Annotated in this window: 17 protein-coding genes and 1 other RNA gene; 14 read left to right on the top strand and 4 right to left on the bottom strand. The window is 41.8% G+C overall.

What is annotated here, in order from left to right; genetic code table 11:
* Positions 1-65 precede the first annotated feature (65 nt).
* The 3 genes from BMX84_RS00910 to BMX84_RS00900 all read right to left on the bottom strand — a co-directional run bounded on the left by BMX84_RS00910 (position 66) and on the right by BMX84_RS00900 (position 2164).
* Complete coding sequence (locus tag BMX84_RS00910) at positions 66-530, bottom strand: universal stress protein (protein WP_091486094.1); 465 nt, start codon at positions 528-530, stop codon at positions 66-68.
* Between the two features lie 120 nt (positions 531-650).
* Positions 651-839, bottom strand: a non-coding RNA gene (gene ssrS / locus BMX84_RS00905) — 6S RNA.
* 59 nt (positions 840-898) lie between these two features.
* Complete coding sequence (locus BMX84_RS00900; RefSeq protein WP_091486091.1) at positions 899-2164, bottom strand: replication-associated recombination protein A; 1266 nt, start codon at positions 2162-2164, stop codon at positions 899-901.
* A 185-nt stretch (positions 2165-2349) separates the two neighbouring features.
* Between BMX84_RS00900 and gshAB the strand changes: the two genes are divergently transcribed.
* From gshAB to recD2, 6 genes are all read left to right on the top strand, one after another.
* The gene (gene gshAB / locus BMX84_RS00895; RefSeq protein WP_091486088.1) at positions 2350-4617 is read left to right on the top strand and encodes a bifunctional glutamate--cysteine ligase GshA/glutathione synthetase GshB; all 2268 of its coding nucleotides are present in this window, start codon (positions 2350-2352) and stop codon (positions 4615-4617) included.
* Between the two features lie 17 nt (positions 4618-4634).
* On the top strand, positions 4635-5789 hold the full coding sequence (locus BMX84_RS00890) for a cysteine desulfurase family protein (protein ID WP_091486085.1): 1155 nt from the start codon (positions 4635-4637) through the stop codon (positions 5787-5789).
* A 42-nt stretch (positions 5790-5831) separates the two neighbouring features.
* On the top strand, positions 5832-6173 hold the full coding sequence (locus BMX84_RS00885; RefSeq protein ID WP_091486084.1) for a hypothetical protein: 342 nt from the start codon (positions 5832-5834) through the stop codon (positions 6171-6173).
* A gap of 187 nt (positions 6174-6360) precedes the next feature.
* Entirely contained in the window at positions 6361-7482 is a 1122-nt protein-coding gene (gene mnmA / locus BMX84_RS00880; protein WP_091486081.1) for a tRNA 2-thiouridine(34) synthase MnmA, read from the top strand.
* 142 nt (positions 7483-7624) lie between these two features.
* A complete protein-coding gene (locus tag BMX84_RS00875) occupies positions 7625-8401 on the top strand; it encodes an AraC family transcriptional regulator (protein WP_091486079.1) in 777 nt (258 codons plus the stop codon).
* 48 nt (positions 8402-8449) lie between these two features.
* A complete protein-coding gene (gene recD2, locus BMX84_RS00870; protein WP_307723338.1) occupies positions 8450-10855 on the top strand; it encodes an SF1B family DNA helicase RecD2 in 2406 nt (801 codons plus the stop codon).
* A gap of 37 nt (positions 10856-10892) precedes the next feature.
* On the opposite strand, the gene BMX84_RS00865 is transcribed toward recD2, so the two are convergent.
* Entirely contained in the window at positions 10893-11801 is a 909-nt protein-coding gene (locus BMX84_RS00865; protein WP_177165411.1) for a diacylglycerol/lipid kinase family protein, read from the bottom strand.
* A 165-nt stretch (positions 11802-11966) separates the two neighbouring features.
* Between BMX84_RS00865 and BMX84_RS00860 the strand changes: the two genes are divergently transcribed.
* The 8 genes from BMX84_RS00860 (at position 11967) to greA (ending at position 19683) form a co-directional block, all read left to right on the top strand.
* Positions 11967-12860: a YitT family protein gene (locus tag BMX84_RS00860; protein WP_091486073.1), complete on the top strand. Its 894-nt coding sequence runs from the start codon at positions 11967-11969 to the stop codon at positions 12858-12860.
* A gap of 344 nt (positions 12861-13204) precedes the next feature.
* Positions 13205-15850, top strand: a complete 2646-nt coding sequence (gene alaS, locus BMX84_RS00855; protein WP_091486070.1) for an alanine--tRNA ligase — start codon at positions 13205-13207, stop codon at positions 15848-15850.
* 165 nt (positions 15851-16015) lie between these two features.
* Positions 16016-16273 carry an IreB family regulatory phosphoprotein gene (locus BMX84_RS00850; protein WP_091486067.1) on the top strand — a complete coding sequence of 86 codons (258 nt, stop codon included), beginning with the start codon at positions 16016-16018 and terminating at the stop codon, positions 16271-16273.
* 1 nt (position 16274) lies between these two features.
* Positions 16275-16700, top strand: a complete 426-nt coding sequence (gene ruvX, locus BMX84_RS00845) for a Holliday junction resolvase RuvX (protein ID WP_091486064.1) — start codon at positions 16275-16277, stop codon at positions 16698-16700.
* 14 nt (positions 16701-16714) lie between these two features.
* Positions 16715-17020, top strand: a complete 306-nt coding sequence (locus BMX84_RS00840) for a DUF1292 domain-containing protein (RefSeq protein WP_091486061.1) — start codon at positions 16715-16717, stop codon at positions 17018-17020.
* A 234-nt stretch (positions 17021-17254) separates the two neighbouring features.
* Positions 17255-18340 (top strand): endolytic transglycosylase MltG, encoded by a 1086-nt coding sequence (gene mltG / locus BMX84_RS00835; protein WP_091486059.1) that lies wholly within the window; start codon positions 17255-17257, stop codon positions 18338-18340.
* Positions 18341-18421: 81 nt separating this feature from the next.
* The gene (gene udk / locus BMX84_RS00830; RefSeq protein ID WP_091486056.1) at positions 18422-19066 is read left to right on the top strand and encodes a uridine kinase; all 645 of its coding nucleotides are present in this window, start codon (positions 18422-18424) and stop codon (positions 19064-19066) included.
* 143 nt (positions 19067-19209) lie between these two features.
* Positions 19210-19683 carry a transcription elongation factor GreA gene (greA, locus tag BMX84_RS00825; RefSeq protein WP_091486166.1) on the top strand — a complete coding sequence of 158 codons (474 nt, stop codon included), beginning with the start codon at positions 19210-19212 and terminating at the stop codon, positions 19681-19683.
* Positions 19684-19730: the final 47 nt, after the last annotated feature.

The raw sequence follows: 19730 nt of genomic DNA, 5'->3' as shown, positions 1-19730 counted from the left end.
ACAAATCTAAAATACAAAAACGTCTCTTTTCCAAAACGGAAAAGAGACGTTTTTTTAGTCTTTATTTATTCTTCAGTAAATTCATTGTTTAAGTCTGTACGGACGATCAGGACATCACATTGAGCCTGACGGATAACGTATTCAGAAACAGAACCGACAAATATACGTTCAACAGCATTCAAACCGGTAGCACCTAGCATGATGAGATCGATATTTTCGGCTTCCGGGATCTGTTTAGCGATCATTATTTTCGGAGAACCATACTCTAACACTGTTTTGACCTTAGAGAGCCCCTCTTTTTCAGCATATGCCTTATAGTCATTCAGGGTGTTTTTAGCTTCTTCACGTGCGTTATCAGCGATCGAACCGTCAAATGTACTGAATGACTGATAAGCCCGTGTGTCGATGACGTGAGCAAGAACCAGAACTGCATCGTTTCTCTTGGCAACTTCAACAGCTTTCTTGAAAGCTTTCTCTGCCTGTGAAGAACCATCTATCGCAACTAAAATTTTCTTATACTCTTGTAACATGTGTCAACACAACCCTTCCTTTATTCTTACCTTCATTATACTAAAAAAGAATTTATTTACCTAATAAAAGGAAAAAAAGAGCCAGGACATTAAGTCCTGGCTCTGAATATGACTAAGTATAAGAAATCCGATGGTGCCGGTTGAATGCCATGTTAGGTTGAACCCGCTATTGGCAGGTGGGCTTCACCAGAAAAATATTTGACTTCCAAGTGATAAGGCGTGTCAGCAATCCTTCCTTTAGAATCCCAATGTTTGAATAAAATGTTCGGTCAACACAGTTTGTAGGCATCGCGTACACCTCAGAATTCTTATCTTTATATTAGCACAGAGGGTATATTTAGTCAATCCTGAGTACCTGGTTATAAAAATTATTTATTATTGAATTTAGATAATTGACTATTCAGGGCATTTTCAAATTTAGACGTTGCTGCAGGAGAATAGTACGTTTTGTTTTTGATGCTGTCAGGGAGATACTGCTGTTTTATCCAATGATCGTCGTGGCTGTGGGGATACTTGTAGCCGACCCCGCTTCCCAACTTTTCAGCGCCTGAGTAATGGGTGTCTTTCAGATGGTCGGGGACATCTCCAGATAAACCATTTCTGACATCGTTCAAAGCAGCATCTATTGCAGAAATGGCACTGTTTGATTTAGGGGATAGACACATTTCGATAACGGCATTGGCTAAAGGAATACGTGCTTCGGGAAATCCGATTTTTTCAGCAGCTTCTGCCGCTGTGACCACGCGGGCAACGCCGGCCGGATTGGCTAATCCGATATCTTCATAAGCGGTAACGATCAAACGTCTTATAATGACTTTCAACTCCCCGGCCTCGATCAAACGGGCAAGGTAGTGAAGCGCAGCGTGAACATCACTGCCGCGAATCGATTTCTGGAAGGCTGAGATGGCATTATAGTGGGCGTCGCCATCTTTATCGTGACTCAATGCCTTTCTTTGAAGACACTCTTCTGCGGTTTCTTTAGTGATGGTGATGGATCCGTCGCCGTCTGGTTCAGTTGATTTTACAGCCAGTTCCAGTGCATTCAACGCACTACGCAAATCGCCTTGGGTCGCCCGGGCAAAGTAGTCTAATACATTTCCTTCGATAGTGATAGGATAAGTACCGAGACCGTTCTCTTTGTCAGCCAAGGCTCTATCTAAAGCGGATATGATATGGTCCTCAGTAAGAGGTTTCAGTTCAAAGATCTGTGCCCGACTTCTGATCGCAGGATGGATGGATATATATGGGTTTTCTGTTGTGGCTCCGATCAGGACGATCCGTCCGTTTTCAAGGTGCGGGAGCAGAAAATCCTGTTTCGGTTTATCCAGACGATGTACCTCGTCGAGGAGGAGGACGACCGTCCCGCTCATTTTTGCTTCTTCCACAACGATCTCCAGATCTTTTTTCTTGTCAGTCGCTGCGTTCAGCATGCGAAAGGCATATTGAGTGGATCCCGCTATGGCGCTTGCTATGCTCGTTTTTCCGATACCGGGAGGACCATATAAAATCATGGAGGAAAGCTGTTTGGCTTTTACCATCCGCCATATGATCTTTCCTTCTCCCACGAGGTGCGTCTGTCCTACGATGTTGTCAATGGTTTTTGGCCGCATGCGGTAGGCTAATGGTTTGTTCAATGTGATTCTCCTTAATGAAACGCGTAATTTCAGGTGATACAAGTATAGCATTCTTTCTTGAACAATGGAATGAAAGTGAACGAATGTTTGCTATGGAAAAGACTAATTTTTTATGTTGGATGAGACCTTTTGTGATATGATATAAATTGATATCAACAGCATATTATATTAAGAGGAAGTATAAAATGAATCTAAAGAAAATAATACAGAACAATCAGCTTGAACCTTATTTTGTAAAAGGATCCTTCGGTATAGAGAAGGAAGGGCTAAGAACCGATGAATCAGGACATCTCGCTCAAACAGATCATCCGGCCGGATTCGGTAGCCGTAATCATCATCCTTATGTCCAGACAGACTTCAGTGAGGCGCAGCTTGAATTAGTTACGCCGGCTCTGGACACTTTAAAGCAGCAGTATCAATGGCTGAAGGCTTTGCATGATGTCGTCAACCGCACGATCGATGAAGATGAATTTGTCTGGCCATTCAGCATGGCTAATATCCTGCCGGAAGAAGAGGATATTCCTCTGATCAAAGTGGATGATTACAGAGAAATCCGGTATCGTGAAAAACTGGCTGAAAAATATGGCAGAAAAAAACAGATGATCAGCGGTGTCCATTATAATTTCTCTTTTACCCCTGAGTTTCTGGAGAAAATCAACAGTCATGTTCAGTCAGAAGAAAATGTCGATGAGTGGTGCAATGACTTGTACCTGAAGATGTCGCGAAATTATTTAAGGTATCAGTGGGTCCTGACTTACCTGTTCGGAGCATCTCCCACAAGTCATCCTTCGCTTTTGGACAGTGAGACTATCGGTCCTGTAAGAAGTCTTAGAAACAGCCAGTACGGCTATCACAACACGTTCAGCGATAATGTTTCTTATGAATCCATAGAGAATTATATTCGTGATATCGAAGAGTTAGTACAAAACAATACTTTATATGAAGAAAGAGAATATTACGGTTCATCGCGTTTACGGGGCGCCGGAAAAAACGTCTGCCAGTTAGTCAATAACGGCACACGCTACGTTGAATTCCGGTCATTCGACCTGAACCCGCTCGATCCGCTTGGATTTTCTTATGAGCAGTCTCTATTTGTTCATGTCTATCTGCTGACGATGGTATGGATGGATGAAGACAACACAGATGAGGATATCAAGGTAGGTATAGCTAAGAACGCAGCCACTGCGCTTGAACATCCCTTTGAACCTTCGCAGTATAAAGAAGAAGGTCTTGCATTATTGAAACGTATGAAGGAGACCAGTATGGAACTGGATCTGAGTGATGACTATACAGCTGTGATAGACAAAGCGATCCATCTGTTTCATCATCCAAAAGAGACGCTGTCCGCTCGGATCGTCGAGGAACAGAAAAGCAGAGACTCGTTTATTGAATATGGTATCGAGCTGGGAAAAAGATACAAACAGCTGTCTCTGGAGAAGCCTTTCCTTTTGAATGGATTTGAAACACTGGAAATGAGCACACAGCTGCTTTTGTTCGATGCTCTGCAGCTCGGTGTGAAAACCACGGTACTGGATGAACAGGACCAGTTCCTGGACTTTAATTATAAAGGCGATAAAGAATACGTCAGAAACGGCAACATGACTTCAAGAGATACGTATATTTCTCACTGGATCATGGCAAATAAAACCGTGACAAAGAAGTTACTCAAAGACAATGATTTTGCTGTTCCTGAAGGAGAAGAGTTTTCTTCACTGGAGGAAGCTAAAGACTATTATGTCATTGCTAAAGACAGAGCCATCGTCATCAAACCTAAATCGACCAACTACGGTGTAGGCATCACGATTTTTAAACAGACACCTGAAAGAGCCGATTATGAAGAAGCACTGAACTTTGCCTTTACAAAAGATGATAGCATCCTCATAGAAGAATATATCGAGGGGACAGAATACCGTTTCTTTGTTCTGGATGGAAAGGTAGAAGCCGTTTTGCTCCGAGAACCGGCTAATGTCACGGGTGACGGTGAACATACAGTCAGAGAGCTGATCGGAATGAAAAATACGCATCCTTACAGAGGAGAGAATCACCGTGCTCCGCTGGCAAAGATCAAAATGGGCGAGATAGAGGCACTGATGCTGAAAGAACAAGGGTATGCTTTCAACAGTGTGATAGCCAAAAATGAAAAAGTGTATCTCCGTGAAAACTCAAATATTTCTACGGGCGGCGATTCGATCGACGTGACCGACGATATGCATGAAAGCTACAAAACGATTGCAGAAGAGATTGCTCGTGCATTAGACGTTAAAGTGACTGGTCTGGATCTGATCGTGCCGGATATCCATGTATCAAGTACAGAAGAAAATAAAGGCTATACGGTCATCGAAGCCAACTTCAATCCGGCAATGAATATGCATGCTTATGTACAAAAAGGAAAAGGCAGACGATTATCAAGAAAAGTACTGGATATGTTATATCCCAACATCGAACTCTCTTAATTTAGAAAGGACAGATCATGAACGAAACAGTCTATTTAGATCACGCAGCGACAACACCGATGCATCCTGAAGTGATAGATGTCATGACAGAGGCGATGAAAAGAAACTTTGGCAATGCCTCAAGTATCCATCAGATCGGACGCGAAAGCAGGGGACTGGTAGAAGAAGCCCGTCGAACGTTTGCAGAAAGCATAGGAGCCAAGGCGCAGGAAATCGTCATTACCAGCGGCGGGACTGAAAGTGATAACATGGCTGTATTGAAGACTGCGGAAAAGCTTAAGTACAAAGGGAAGCACATCATAACGACGGCGGTCGAACATCCGGCTGTCCTAAAGCCCATGCAGTATCTAGAGGAAACAGGATTTGCTGTCACTTATCTTCCTGTTAATGAAGATGGGGAGGTGACCGCCCTGCAGGTCGAAGAAGCTTTGCGGGACGACACTATCCTCGTTTCGATCATGTACGGCAATAATGAGATCGGCAGTTTGATGCCCATACGAGGAATAGGGCAGTATCTGAAAGAAACAGCTCCTGACATCGTCTTTCATACAGATGCTGTCCAGGCGTATGGAACAGAAGACATCGACGTCAGAGATGCGAAAATCGATCTGCTTTCAGTTTCGGCACATAAGATCAATGGGCCAAAAGGCATAGGTTTTCTGTATATAAAGGAAGATCTGTCGATTCCCCGTCTCATCATGGGCGGCGAACAGGAAAACAATAAAAGAGCAGGAACTGAAAATATTCCTGCCATAGCGGGATTTAAACAAGCAGTGGAATTAAGGATGGCAAATAAAAAAGATCTGAGAGAGTCTTACAGTTATTTTAAAAAGCTGTTTGTAAATAAACTGGAAGAAACCGGCGTCGACTTTGCGGTGAACGGAACAATGGCTCAAAGCCTGCCGCATATTCTCAGTGTCCATTTAAAAGGTGTACCGGCAGATAAGCTGCTTATTCATCTTGATTTAGCGCGCATCGCTGTATCGACAGGTTCCGCCTGTTCAGCAGGGAATGTTGATCCCAGTCATGTTCTGATCGCCCTGTACAATAAAAACCACCCAGCAGTGGAAGAAACGGTTAGAGTGAGTTTTGGTCAGGGCGTTACAGAAGAAGCTATTATAAAAACAGTTGAAAAAATTCAGGACGCCTGTACTTTTTTAAAGGGAAGTTGATGTATAATAAAGACAGTAGAACTTTAAAGGAGGAATAAATGAATGGCAACATACAAGACAGATCATTTATTAGGCAGTGAGGATCATTATGCTGTACATGAGGATGCAAAACGGTACACGCTTAGAGACAACGGGTTCCTGGAAAGTAAAAACGGTTCGTTTCAATATGAGCGTGTCCTTTCTCTGCATAGTCAGGACAAGAAAGTCCCTAAACTGAAACTGGTTATTTCCAAGGAGATCAATGAGCTGAAACTGTCTGCTGTGACCTCGAACGGGTTGAAGAAAGTCGACCTATACAAATCCAATCAGCTGGAAGAGGAAAGGAAATTTGCCGAAGGGATCATTGAATCGCTTGTCAACGCCAATGTTCTTAAAAAGGTTTAAAACCCTCTTTCAACCTAAAAACCTGCTCCAGAGAAAAGACACACAATCCAATTGTGTGTCTTTTCTTTTAATAATCCCCGCTATCCCTTGATTTATTCATGATAGACAGTATAATAGTACAGACTGGAAACATACGAACCTTCAATTCGTGCAAGTACAGAATCTTTACAGAAATGATGGTGAAAAAATGTCAAATGCAGGTACAAGAGTGGTCGTAGGCATGAGCGGTGGAGTCGATTCATCCGTTACAGCTTTACTGCTTAAAGAGCAAGGGTATGACGTTATTGGCGTTTTTATGAAAAACTGGGACGATACAGACGAAAATGGTTTCTGTACCGCTACAGAAGATTATAAGGACGTCGCTCTCGTAGCCAATAAAATAGGCATCCCTTATTATTCGATCAATTTCGAGAAGGAGTATTGGGACAAAGTCTTCCAGTATTTTCTGGATGAATATAAAAAAGGACGTACCCCAAATCCGGATGTCATGTGCAACAAGGAAATAAAATTCAAGGCTTTTCTCGACTATGCGATGAGCTTAGGGGCAGAGTATGTCGCTACAGGCCATTATGCCAGAGTCAGCAGAGATGAAGACGGAACGACGCACATGCTGCGCGGTGTAGATAACAATAAAGACCAGACTTATTTCCTCAATCAGCTGTCGCAGGACCAGCTGTCTAAAGTCATGTTCCCGCTGGGGGATATGGATAAAAGTGAAGTCAGAAAGATAGCTGAAGAAGCTGGACTGGCCACAGCCAAGAAGAAAGATTCAACAGGCATCTGTTTTATCGGAGAAAAAGACTTTAAAGAATTTTTGATGAATTATCTTCCTGCTCAGCCAGGTAACATGGTGACCGAAGCAGGCGAAGTCATGGGACGTCATGACGGGCTGATGTACTATACTATTGGACAAAGAAAAGGTCTGGGTATAGGTGGAACAGGTCAGTCCAATGAACCGTGGTTTGTTATTGGGAAAAATCTGGAAAAGAATGAACTGATCGTCGGCCAGGGATTCACTCATCCCCACCTTTATGCGACGCATCTGGAAGCTAGTGACTTCTCCTTTACAATTGGTAAAGAGTATCCTGAAACGTTCAGATGCTCTGCTAAATTCAGATACAGACAAAAAGACGTCGATGTAACTGTTCACTATAATAAAGAAGAAGATGCAGCAGTAGTAGAATTCGATGAACCGGCTCGTGCAATCACTCCCGGTCAGGCTATCGTCTTTTATGATGGAGACGAATGTCTGGGCGGCGGAACGATAGACCGTGCCTACAAGGAAACTGAATTACTGCAATACATTTAAGTGAGATGATGATAAAAGAGCTGCTCTGTTGATCAGACAGCTCTTTTTTTACTTTCTGGATGAACCCTTCAAAATGAATGTCCTTTCTGTTTCAGATGTAGTATACTGATAGACAATATTAGTGATAAAAGGAGCGGTACGCATGTACTTATTCGAGCAGTATGGTATGGAAGGAGAAGAACAGTTCACCTATTCTTCATTGAAAGATTTGAATTTTCCACTTCATTTTCATCGGGCATATGAAATCATTATTGTAGAGAAAGGTGAAATGGTCATTGCTGTTGAAGAAAGAGACTATCACCTTAAAGAGGGGGAGGCTGTATTCATTTTTCCTAATCAGCTGCATAAACTGTCTACACCAGAATATTCTGTCTGTAGAGTACTTATTTTTTCACCAGAACTGATTGGACATTTTTTTTCATCTTACAAAAGTTCTGTACCAGAAGATAACCGCTTTGCAGTGACAGAGATACCGGAAAAACAGGCACTGTCCTCTATTTATGCACAGAAAGCAGTCTTATATGGGTATTGTGATACACTGATCCGTTCGACATCTTTTGAAGAAATAAAAGTATCCTCAAAACGGAAGATCATCCAGAACGTCCTTATTTATATCGACAATCACTATCAGGATGACTGTACATTAAAAGATGTCACAAAAGCCATCCAATATGATTATGCCTATGTCTCAAAACTGTTTTACACTTACACGAACCTGACATTCACGACCTATATAAACAGATACCGTTTAACTCAGGCAACTTATCTCCTGCTCAATACGGAAGAGACGATAAGTGATATTTCTCAAAAATGCGGGTATAAGACACTGCGCACGTTCAACCGTAATTTCAAGGAATTAAAGTCTGTTTCACCCTCTAAATTCAGAGAAGAAAATAAAGTTTCTGGTAAAAACCTCTAGATTAATGAACGAGTATTAGATAAACTATTCAAGGAAGGAGGACGTCTCATGCAGCAGCTTGATTTTTCAAACGAAATGGGTTCAGAAGAGTATATCAGTGGTGAAATAGCCGCGGTATATTTCTCCAGTCCTTCTAATTATTATAAAGTGATGCTTGTCAAGATCGATTCAACGAACACAAAAGTAGATGAGACACAGACTGTGGTCACAGGTAACTTTGGTCAGATCCAAGAAGGGGACAGTTACAAGTTCTTTGGAAAGTGGACGGATCATCCGAAATACGGACTACAGTTTCAGTCTTCAAAATATATCAAAGAAAAACCCTCTACTGAAGAAGCAATCGTAACCTATCTTTCCAGTCCACGCTTTAGAGGAATCGGAAAGAAGTCTGCTGAAAAAATAGTGGATACTTTAGGTCTGAACTGTATTGATATGATCCTTGATGATGAAAAGGTGCTGGACAGCATCCCTGGATTGAATGAATCAAAAAAAGAAATGATCCTTTCTGTTCTGGACAAAGAACAGGGGATGCAGAAAGTCATCATAGCCTTAAATAATTACGGGATATCCAATAAACTGGCTTACAAGATATATCAGCGCTTCGAAGGGGACACACTCTCTGTCATTCAGTCAAATCCATACCGGCTGATCGAAGAAATCGAGGGTATCGGTTTCAGCCGGGCGGATGCAGTAGCTGAGGAGATCGGGATCGTTGGTGATGCACCTGAACGAGTGAAAGCAGGCATCGTTTATACGCTTGAAGAACAGACCATGAAATCCGGCGATACTTATGTAGAAGCAGAATTTTTATTGAATAACAGCATCGCTGTACTGGAAAAAAGCCGGCCATTTATCATAGATCCGGATCTGATTGCTGAGAATATTATTGAACTAGTCGATTCTCAAAGCATCATCCAGGAGGAAGATGCCTTTTACCTGCCTTCACTGTATGCTTCAGAGTGGGGGATAGCCAATGCGCTAGAGCGGTTGAAGATAAATGCTGAAAAAGAAACTGTAAAAGAAGCTGCCATAAACAAAAAAATAAAGCAGTTTGAAAAGCGTCGGGGTATTTCTTTCGGATCGTCTCAGAAAGAAGCGATAAAAAAAGCTTTAACGTCACCGGTATTCCTGCTGACCGGAGGGCCTGGAACAGGGAAGACGACGGTCCTTGAAGTCATCGTATCCATTTATGCTGAACTGGAAGATATCAGCCTGGATCCGGCAGACTATCCCAATGACTCTTTCCCTGTCCTGCTGGCTGCACCGACTGGACGTGCAGCTAAACGAATGAAAGAAACGACCGGACTGCCATCAAGCACCATTCATCGACTTCTTGGCTTGACGGGTTCCGATGATGATCCGCTTCAGGAATCTGATCGGATGCTGAAAGGTTCCCTCCTGATCATTGATGAGATGTCGATGGTCGACACCTGGTTAGCTTATCAGCTCTTGAAAGCTGTCCCAGATAATATGAAAGTCATCATGGTCGGAGATAAAGACCAGCTGCCTTCAGTGGGGCCAGGTCAGGTCCTCAGAGATTTGATTGCGAGTGAAGAAATCGAGAAAAAAGAACTCACTGAGATCTATCGCCAGAATGACGGCTCATCGATCGTCTCGCTGGCCCATGAAATTAAAAGAGGCGATATACCCGATGATTTCACTTCAAAGAAAAATGACCGGAATTTCTTTCCGTGCGGGACGAATCAGGTCGTCGATATCGTGTCATTATTAGTTTCAAAAGCGATCGAAAAAGGGTACACAGCTCAGGATATCCAGGTGCTGGCCCCGATATACAAAGGCAGTGCCGGGATCGATCGGCTGAATAAAAATCTTCAGGATCTTTTCAATCCTAAAAAAGAAAAAACCAAAGAAGTCGAATTCATGGATAAAAACTACCGTATAGGAGATAAAGTTCTGCAGCTCATCAATGAGCCCGAGCGCAATGTTTTCAACGGAGATATGGGAATCATTACCGGGATCGTCTCAAAGAAAGAATCAGAAAACAATGTGGAAGAACTGGTCATAGATTTTGACGGTAATGAAGTCAACTATCTGAGAAATGAGTGGAATAAAATCACACTCTCATACTGCTGCTCTATCCATAAGTCTCAAGGCAGTGAATATCCGATGGTCATTCTGCCTATCGTATACGGGTATGGCCGTATGCTCAAAAAGGATATCATTTATACTGCCATCACACGTGCCAGTCAGACATTGCTTTTATGCGGAGAACAGAATGCATTTCTGAAGAGCGTTTCTGAAAATACAACGGAACGGCTGACCTCATTAGCCAGTCGGATCAGTACCAGTTCAAAAGAAGAGAACCCGGTTCTGGAAATCAAGAGAAAGAAAATAGAAACACCTCAGTCAAGAGCCGACTATGTCCTGACGCCTTCAGATGTTGAAACTGATGCAGTGGATCCGATGATCGGCATGGAAGGTATCAAACCTTAAAGAAGCGACCTCATAAACTGAGATCGCTTCTTGCGTTTTATATCCAGAATGGCCGTTTGACTGTTCGGACCGACATGTTTTGTATGTTTTTCTCTATAAGCTCGCCGTCACGCTGACCATACTGGGGAGTGTACAGCGTGAAGCTGCAGGAAGCAACTCGATGACTATGCAGCTTGGGATGCTTCAGATGACTCTGAGTTGTCAGGATCGAAAAAAGAATACTGAGAAGCTCTTTAAAGCTCACTTTTTCAGCAATAACCAAATCGATCATGCCGTCAGTTGCAACAGCCTCCGGATGAATAGGAATGCCTCCTCCAAAAAATTTGTTATTTGTACATACGATAAGTAGGGATTCACCATAAATATAATTCTGTTTATCAGTCACCAGCTTCAGCGGGAAGGCTTTCTGGGAAAAATAGGCAGAGAGAACGGAAGCGAGATAAGAGAACTTTCCGATGGTCTGCTTGTTTTTCGTCTTGTCTATTTTATTGATAACCATGCCATCCAGTCCAAAGCCTATGCTGTTTACAGCAACAATATTTGAATAGTCCGATGTACCGATCAGTACATCCAGATAGGTAGGGGAATCGGTATCGAGTATATTTTTAACTGAGGCTTCGATCGTTAATGGCAGTCCAAGCGACCGGGCAAAATCGTTGCCGGATCCCGTAGCTATATAGGCCAAAGGAATAGGAGCGTCAACATTCAGCAATCCCTGCACAGCTTCATTTAACGTGCCATCGCCTCCCACAGCAACGATCAACGTGTCATTTTCTACCTTGTCTGCTAAATGTTCAGCGAGTACAGTGGCATGCTTGGGGTATTGGGTGATATGTATTTCGTAGGTACTATTAGAACGCTGCATGACCTGTCGGATCTGGTGCGTTGTTTTTTTCCCGTTTCTGGAAAATTCGTTCACGATAAAAATCAAATGTTTATTCTTCACGTAATCACCAATTCTTGTTTTATAACCATAGTATACGTGAAATATATAGAAAAGAAAGATAATCTTAGTAAATACACAGAAACAGAACTTGTCCTTGTCATTGTGACACTTAAAGTGTTAGAATGTTTCGAGTTGACTAATAGCGATTTAAAAGGAGGATATTAAATGTTACGAGTAGCAAAAAAATATACATTAAGCGCGGTGGACTATGTCTATATCATTTTCGGATCATTTTTAGCGGCTGTGTCTTTTCAGGTGTTTTTATTACCTAATAATATAGTCTCAGGTGGTGTTTCCGGCTTATCCATTGCAGCGAATGCCACGTTCGGCTGGGATCCGGCGATGTTCCAGTATGCACTTAATATTCCTCTACTGATCCTGTGCTTTTTACTGCTGGGGAAAGAAGCGGGATATAAAACGATCCTGGGCAGCCTGCTGATTCCCTTTTTCCTGATGTTCATTGGAGATTGGGATCCTATCACTAGAGAGCCGCTTCTGGCAGCTTTGTTTGGCGGCGGTATTACCGGTTTAGGTCTCGGTATCGTTTTTCGGGCAAAATCGTCGACTGGCGGAACGAGTATCATAGTACAAATTTTATATCAGTACCTCCACCTCCAGCTGGGACTTAGCACTATAATGGTGGACGGTGTTGTCATCCTTATAGCCTTGCTGGTCTTTGATGTCGAAACAGTGATGTTTTCACTGATAGCCTTGTACATCGTTTCCAGAACGATCGACATGGTCCAGCTTGGCTTCAATAGAAATAAAAATGTCTTCATCATCTCAGACAATCCAGAAGACATCAGACAGGAAATCCTGCATACCATGGAACGTGGAGTCACGAATCTTGGGATACGCGGAGGATATGGCAATACAGACAAAGATATGCTGATGGCTGTTATACAGGAAAGAGAATTCACGCTCCTGAAAGAGGCAGTCATAAAAGCCGATCCTGATGCCTTTGTCGTTGCCATGCCGGCCAGTGAAGTGCTGGGACGCGGATTTTCGATGCATAAATATTTTCCTGCGCATGAAACAGATTGGACAGATGAAGTGTAAAGACTTGTATGCTTTAATCATTGGCTTTTTAGTAGTAAACTGTCCGGAGAATATTGACTAATGGACCGATCTGCGCTATACTTTTAACATTCACAGAAGGACATGCTGAAGCTTTACTAAAGAGAGATATTCCGCTGGTGAAAGAATATCACAGACTTCAGTGCTACCTTTGGATCATTTATACGAAAGTATAACGTTACTTGGCGTTAACAAGTCTCAAGAGGTAATGGCTGACTGAATAAGTTATTACAAACAAGGTGGTACCGCGAGCACTCGTCCTTGTCTGTAGTAATTTATTCAGTTTTTTTGTTTATATAAATTGTTTATAAAAGGAGAAATGAAAAATGAAAGAACTATCAAGTGCTGAGTTGAGACAACTTTTTTTAGACTTTTTCAAAGAAAAAGGACATAAAGTAGAGAAAAGTGCCTCACTGGTTCCCGTAGAAGATCCGACGCTGCTCTGGATCAATTCAGGAGTCGCTACGATGAAGAAATATTTTGACGGCACCGTCCGACCGGATAACCCTAGAATAGCCAGTTCACAAAAGAGTATTCGGACAAATGACATCGAGAATGTCGGTGTGACGGCCAGACATCACACACTGTTCGAAATGCTGGGAAACTTCTCTATAGGAGATTACTTTAAAGAAGAAGCAATCGAATGGGCATGGGAATTCCTGACTGGGGACAAGTGGCTGGCGCTGGACCCGGATAAACTATATATTACGGTCTACCCTCAGGATGTAGAGACGTATAACATCTGGAAAGACAAGATCGGTGTTGACGAGTCTCATCTTATAGAGGAAGAGGGTAATTTCTGGGATATCGGAGAAGGACCGTGCGGCCCTGATTCTGAGATTTTTTATGACAGGGGAGAAGCCTTTAATGATCTGCCTGAAGGACACGAAGAGAATTATCCAGGCGGAGAAAATGAACGCTGGCTGGAAATATGGAACTTGGTTTTCTCGGAGTTCAACCATAAATCCGATGATACGTATGTGCCATTACCTAATAAAAATATTGATACGGGTATGGGACTTGAACGAATCGTATCTGTCGTCCAGAATGCACCGACAAACTTTGAAACAGATTTGTTCATGCCTATCATAAACAAAGTCGAAGATATTTCCGGTCACGAATATAACAAGAACAAAAAGGATAGAGTCAGTTTTAAAGTAATCGCGGATCATATCCGTACACTGGTTTTTGCCATCAGCGATGGGGCCCTGCCTTCCAACGAAGGACGGGGTTACGTGTTAAGACGCCTGCTGAGAAGAAGTGTCATGCATGGCAGAAGGCTGTCCATCGAAAAACCATTCCTGACCCAGCTGATTCCAGTAGTCGGGGAAATCATGCAGGCACATTATCCTGAAGTCAGTGAGAACACTGAATTTATTGAGAAAGTTATTTTAAACGAAGAAGAACGATTCCTTGAAACGCTCTCTGCCGGTTTAGACAAGGTAAAAGAAATCGTCGAAGAATTAAAGGCTGAGGGGCAGACCATTATTTCAGGAAAAGATGTTTTCCAGTTGTATGACACATATGGTTTCCCTCTGGAATTAACAGAGGAAGTTGTTGATGAGGAAGACATCACAATCAACTATGAAGAATTCGAAGTGGAAATGGAAAAACAGCGTGAACGAGCACGATCTGCCCGCCAGGCAGAAGGGTCCATGGCCGTTCAGTCTTCTCTCTTAAGTGATGTGTCAGTTGAAAGTGATTTTATAGGTTATAATCACGACGAAACGTCGAGTGAACTCGTTAGGATCATTAAAGAGGATAGCTTTGTCCAGACAGCTGAGCCGGGAGAATCAGTCAGACTTATATTCAGCGAAAGTCCTTTTTATGCTGAAAAAGGTGGACAGGTGGGCGACAGCGGCCTGATCCTGAATGATGAACAAACCGTGATGGCAGAGGTGACGAATGTCAAATCTGGCCCTGATGGACAGCCTATTCACGAAGCAGAGATAAGACACAAGCTGAATGTCAATGAGACCTATTATCTAGTCATAGACAGAAAACGTAGAAGACTGATCGAACGGAACCACACGGCTACGCATCTATTGCATCAGGCATTAAAAGATGTTCTGGGGGATCATGCGAATCAGGCTGGCTCTCTAGTGGAAGACAGTCAGTTAAGATTTGACTTTACTCATTTTGGGCAAGTGACTGAAGAAGAGCTCAAGAAAATGGAAGAGCAGGTCAATCAGAAGATCCAGGAAAATATTATGGTCGAAACAGTTGAAACAGACATCGATACGGCAAAAGAAATGGGCGCAATGGCCTTATTTGGTGAAAAATACGGGAAGCATGTCCGAGTCGTATTGATAGATGACTATTCAAAAGAGTTATGCGGTGGAACACATGTCAAAACCACTTCAGAAATCGGCTTATTCAAGATCTTATCCGAAACAGGTATCGGTGCCGGAACACGACGTATTATCGCGAGAACAAGCGAAGGGGCCTATCGCTGGATGGAAGAACAGCTGACTATCTTAAAGCAGGTCTCAAAATTAATGAAACTGCAATCGCACAGTGATCTGCCTATTAGAGTAGAAGGTCTTCAGAAAGAAATAAAAGAGATCAGTCAGGCAAATGAATCGCTGCATGCCAAACTGGCGAATGCTCAGGCGGAAGATATCTTTACAAAAACGGAAACAGTTGGAGACTTAACTGTTATCGCTGAAGAAATCAAAGCTAAAGACATGAACCAGCTGAGACAGCTGGCAGATAAATGGAAGCAGAATAACTATTCGGATATCCTGGTCCTTGGACTGAGAAATGAGGATAAGGTCAATCTCATAGCTTCTCTTAATGAGAAAGCAAGAGAGAAAAATCTGAAAGCTGGCCATCTTATCAAAACGATTTCTCCTTATGTCAAAGGCGGCGGTGGCGGCCGGGACGACTTTGCACAGGCAGGCGGAAAAAATCCGGACGGACTTCCGGAGGCATTGCAGGCCGTTTCTGAATGGGTAAGAGAAAACAGCTGATCTGTGTAGTAAATGAATAAGTATATTCATATTTCGATTTCACATCATAGAATGCATTGTACTTTGGGTTGATTTCTAGTAAAATGGACATACTAGAAACTTTCAGAAAGAATATGATCAACTAGCCACTTATATTCTGTAATGAAAAGACGGAGGGAACATTAGATGACTTCAAATGACCATACTGTTCGATTTAATGTAGATAATATCGATGAACACAGTGTTGAAGAAACATTGAAACTCGTATATACTGCATTAGAAGAAAAAGGGTATAATCCTATCAATCAGATCGTCGGCTATCTATTATCCGGAGATCCGGCATATATACCTCGTCATAACGATGCCAGAAACCTGATCAAGCGACACGAGAGAGACGAAGTCCTGGAAGAACTCGTTACGCGATATATTGAGACAAAAAAATAATATGCGGATAATGGGTTTGGACGTCGGATCAAAAACGGTAGGTGTGGCTGTCAGTGATTATTTTGGATGGACGGCACAGGGAATAGAAACAATAAAAATAAATGAATCCAGAGAAGAATTCGGACTGGACCGTTTAAAAGAACTCATCGAAGAGTATGAAGTAGAGTCGTTCGTTGTCGGGCTCCCGAAAAATATGGATGGCACGATCGGCGAACGGGCAGAAATCTCTATGGAATACGGTGACAGGATAAAAGAATGTTTCGGTTTGCCGGTCACATATGTCGATGAACGGCTGACAACCATGCAGGCAACAAGAATGCTGATAGAAGAAGGGAATACTTCCCGTAAAAAACGAAAAAAAGTAATCGATAAACTTGCGGCTGTGATGATATTACAAAATTATTTAGATCAGCAGTCAAAAAGCTAAAGGAGGAAATAACTATGTCAACTGACCACAACCATGATCACAACCACGACCATGAGCACATAACGATCATAGATGAAGAGGGTAATGAAGAATTATATGAGATCCTTTTCACTTTTGAATCAGAAGACTTCGATAAATCCTATGTCCTTGTCTATCCAGCTGGAACAAGTGAAGGTGATGAAGTCGAATTGTCTGCATTTTCTTATAAAGAATCAGAAGGCGGGCTTGAAGGAACATTAAGTTCCATCGATTCTGATGAAGAATGGGAAATGATCGAAGAAGTATTAAATACATTTATAAGTGATGAAGAAGAAGATTAAGTAAAAAAGCAAACAGAAAGACGGATATCAGTAGTGAGTCGCTTTCATCTGGAAGCAGTTATGAAAGTCTCACGGCTATCCGTCTTTTTTTTTGAGTCAGATATAAAGTAATCTTGAAAGTACAACATTAACGTGCGGAAAATTCGATTGTAGCATAGAATTATCTTTTCTATACACTGGATATTGTGTATAATGATTAAGATAACTATCTTAACAAAAAAGGATGGACAGTTCATGCCTGATAGAAAGTCAACCAAGACGGTAAGAAAAATTGTATTGAGTATCGTTTCAATTCTGATCATATTAATTATTGTGCTCGTTGTATCGGGGTATCAGTACTATACCTCCTCACTGGAACCGCTGGAGCCGGAAAGAAACACAGATGTCCCGGTAGAAATCCCTATTGGTTCATCACGGACAGATATTGCTCGTATACTTGAGGAAAATAATATCATACGGAGTGCATTCGTCTTTAATTATCATTTAAGATTTACTGGAGAAGAGGGCTTCCAAGCAGGCTACTATCTATTTTCACCTTCGATGTCTACAGAAGAAATCGTGTCCCAGCTTCAAGAGGGTGGCACACCGATCATGGAAGAATCGGCAGGGAGCATCACGATTCCCGAAGGATTTACTGTAGAACAGGTGGCTATCGTTATTGAACAACAGACAGATTATTCAGTCGATGAATTCTTTGAACTGATCGAAAGCGATGCTTTTCTGGAAGAAAAATTGGAAGAATATCCGGATCTTTTGACTGGAGCAATGGAAGTCAAGGAAGAAACACTGTATACATTGGAAGGGTATCTTTTTCCTGCTACATACGAGTTTCTTGATGATACAACAATGGAACAGTTAGTTACACAAATGATCAGTCGAATGGATCAAGTGTTCCAGGAACATTATACTGAAATCGAAGAACAGGAAACGACTGTTCACGACATATTGACACTGGCTTCTTTTGTTGAACGAGAAGGTATTACTTATGAAGACCGTGAACTGATCGCTGGTGTCTTTTACAATCGTCTTGATGTCGGCATGGCCCTTCAGACAGATGTGAGTGTAACCTATGCTCTTGGAGAGCATCAGGAAAGAATAACCTATGATGATCTGGAAGTTGATTCCCCCTATAATTTGTATCAAAACACAGGGCTTGGACCTGGACCGGTAAATAATCCGTCTGAAGAAGCCATTCAAGCCACTCTTTATCCTGCTGAAACAGATTATATGTATTTTCTCGCTGATTTAGCGACACGAGAAGTATATTTTTCAGAGACATATGAGCAGCATTTGGACTATAGAGATGAATATTTACGATAATAATTAAAAGCATTGAGTCTTTATTGACTCAGTGCTTTTGTTAAGACCACTATACCGTCAATTTAAGAAAGGAATTGTGTAATGAATAAGAATCAAAAAGACAAACCTATTGTCATAGGAGTAACTGGAGGATCGGGCAGCGGGAAGACGAGTGTCAGTCAGGCTATTTACAACTATTTTCCCGGTAAATCGATCATGATGCTTGAACAGGACTCTTATTATAAAAATCAGGATCATCTAAGTTTCGAAGAGCGTTTAAAAACAAATTATGATCATCCTTTTGCTTTTGATACAGACTTACTTATTTCTCATCTACACGATTTATTAAACTACAAAAGTATCAATAAACCGGTTTATGATTACACTCGACATACAAGAAGCGACAAAACGATCCTGCAGGAACCGAAAGAAGTCATCATTCTCGAGGGAATCCTGATACTTGAAGATGCCCGCTTGAGAGACTTAATGGATATCAAAGTCTATGTCGATACGGATGATGATATAAGGATCATTCGTCGCATTAAAAGAGACATCGAGGAGCGGGGGAGGACACTGGACAATGTCATTGAACAGTATCTAACTGTTGTAAAGCCGATGCACTCCCAATTCATAGAACCAACAAAAAAATACGCAGATATTATTATCCCCGAAGGTGGAAGAAATCAAGTGGCCATTGATTTGATGACGACGAAGATACATACCATCTTTCAAGAGCGCTCCTTGTAAAAGAGGGGCTCTAATTTTATAAAAACGCTTTACATCGACAAACGTTCATGGTATCTTAATTCCATTGAGAATTTAGTTGACATTAAATTTTTTGATATATAGCTATTATTAGACTAAAGTATTTTATGAGGTGAATGATAATGATGACAGAAAAAGTATATCCAATGACAGCTCAGGGAAAAGAAAAGCTGGAAAACGAATTAAACGAACTAAAGTCAGTAAAGAGAAAAGAAGTTGTTGAACGGATCAAGATAGCTAGAGGATTCGGAGATTTATCCGAGAACTCAGAGTATGAATCTGCTAAAGATGAGCAGGCGTTTATCGAAGGCCGAATAAGCACTCTTGAAAACATGCTGCAAAATGCTGAAATTATTGACAGTTCCAATTCTAAAGAAGGAGAAGTGACTTTAGGGCGATCAGTTATGTTCAAAGAACTCCCGGATGGAATTGAAGAAGAATATACCATTGTCGGTAAAGCTGAAGCGGATCCTTTCTCAGGTAAAATTTCAAATGAATCTCCTATAGCACAAGCCTTGCTTGGAAAAAAAGTTGGAGATAAAGTTGATATCCAAACACCTGGCGGGACGATGTCAGTAGAAATCACAAAAGTTGTCTAAATAAAAAAATAAGCTAAAGACTTGTCTGAGAAGGATGAGCCTTTAGC

It is taken from the genome of Alkalibacterium putridalgicola, from assembly GCF_900109825.1.
GTDB lineage: Bacteria > Bacillota > Bacilli > Lactobacillales > Carnobacteriaceae_A > Alkalibacterium > Alkalibacterium putridalgicola.
This window is presented reverse-complemented; position numbering and strand designations above follow the sequence as displayed.

Excerpts from the sequence above, each read along its gene's own strand:
- BMX84_RS00910 (WP_091486094.1), bottom strand. The coding sequence starts at position 530 with ATGTTACAAGAGTATAAGAAAATTTTAGTTGCGATAGATGGTTCTTCA.
- gshAB (WP_091486088.1), top strand. The coding sequence starts at position 2,350 with ATGAATCTAAAGAAAATAATACAGAACAATCAGCTTGAACCTTATTTT.
- BMX84_RS00890 (WP_091486085.1), top strand. The coding sequence starts at position 4,635 with ATGAACGAAACAGTCTATTTAGATCACGCAGCGACAACACCGATGCAT.
- BMX84_RS00885 (WP_091486084.1), top strand. The coding sequence starts at position 5,832 with ATGGCAACATACAAGACAGATCATTTATTAGGCAGTGAGGATCATTAT.
- mnmA (WP_091486081.1), top strand. The coding sequence starts at position 6,361 with ATGTCAAATGCAGGTACAAGAGTGGTCGTAGGCATGAGCGGTGGAGTC.
- BMX84_RS00875 (WP_091486079.1), top strand. The coding sequence starts at position 7,625 with ATGTACTTATTCGAGCAGTATGGTATGGAAGGAGAAGAACAGTTCACC.
- recD2 (WP_307723338.1), top strand. The coding sequence starts at position 8,450 with ATGCAGCAGCTTGATTTTTCAAACGAAATGGGTTCAGAAGAGTATATC.
- BMX84_RS00860 (WP_091486073.1), top strand. The coding sequence starts at position 11,967 with ATGTTACGAGTAGCAAAAAAATATACATTAAGCGCGGTGGACTATGTC.
- alaS (WP_091486070.1), top strand. The coding sequence starts at position 13,205 with ATGAAAGAACTATCAAGTGCTGAGTTGAGACAACTTTTTTTAGACTTT.
- BMX84_RS00850 (WP_091486067.1), top strand. The coding sequence starts at position 16,016 with ATGACTTCAAATGACCATACTGTTCGATTTAATGTAGATAATATCGAT.
- ruvX (WP_091486064.1), top strand. The coding sequence starts at position 16,275 with ATGCGGATAATGGGTTTGGACGTCGGATCAAAAACGGTAGGTGTGGCT.
- BMX84_RS00840 (WP_091486061.1), top strand. The coding sequence starts at position 16,715 with ATGTCAACTGACCACAACCATGATCACAACCACGACCATGAGCACATA.
- mltG (WP_091486059.1), top strand. The coding sequence starts at position 17,255 with ATGCCTGATAGAAAGTCAACCAAGACGGTAAGAAAAATTGTATTGAGT.
- udk (WP_091486056.1), top strand. The coding sequence starts at position 18,422 with ATGAATAAGAATCAAAAAGACAAACCTATTGTCATAGGAGTAACTGGA.
- greA (WP_091486166.1), top strand. The coding sequence starts at position 19,210 with ATGACAGAAAAAGTATATCCAATGACAGCTCAGGGAAAAGAAAAGCTG.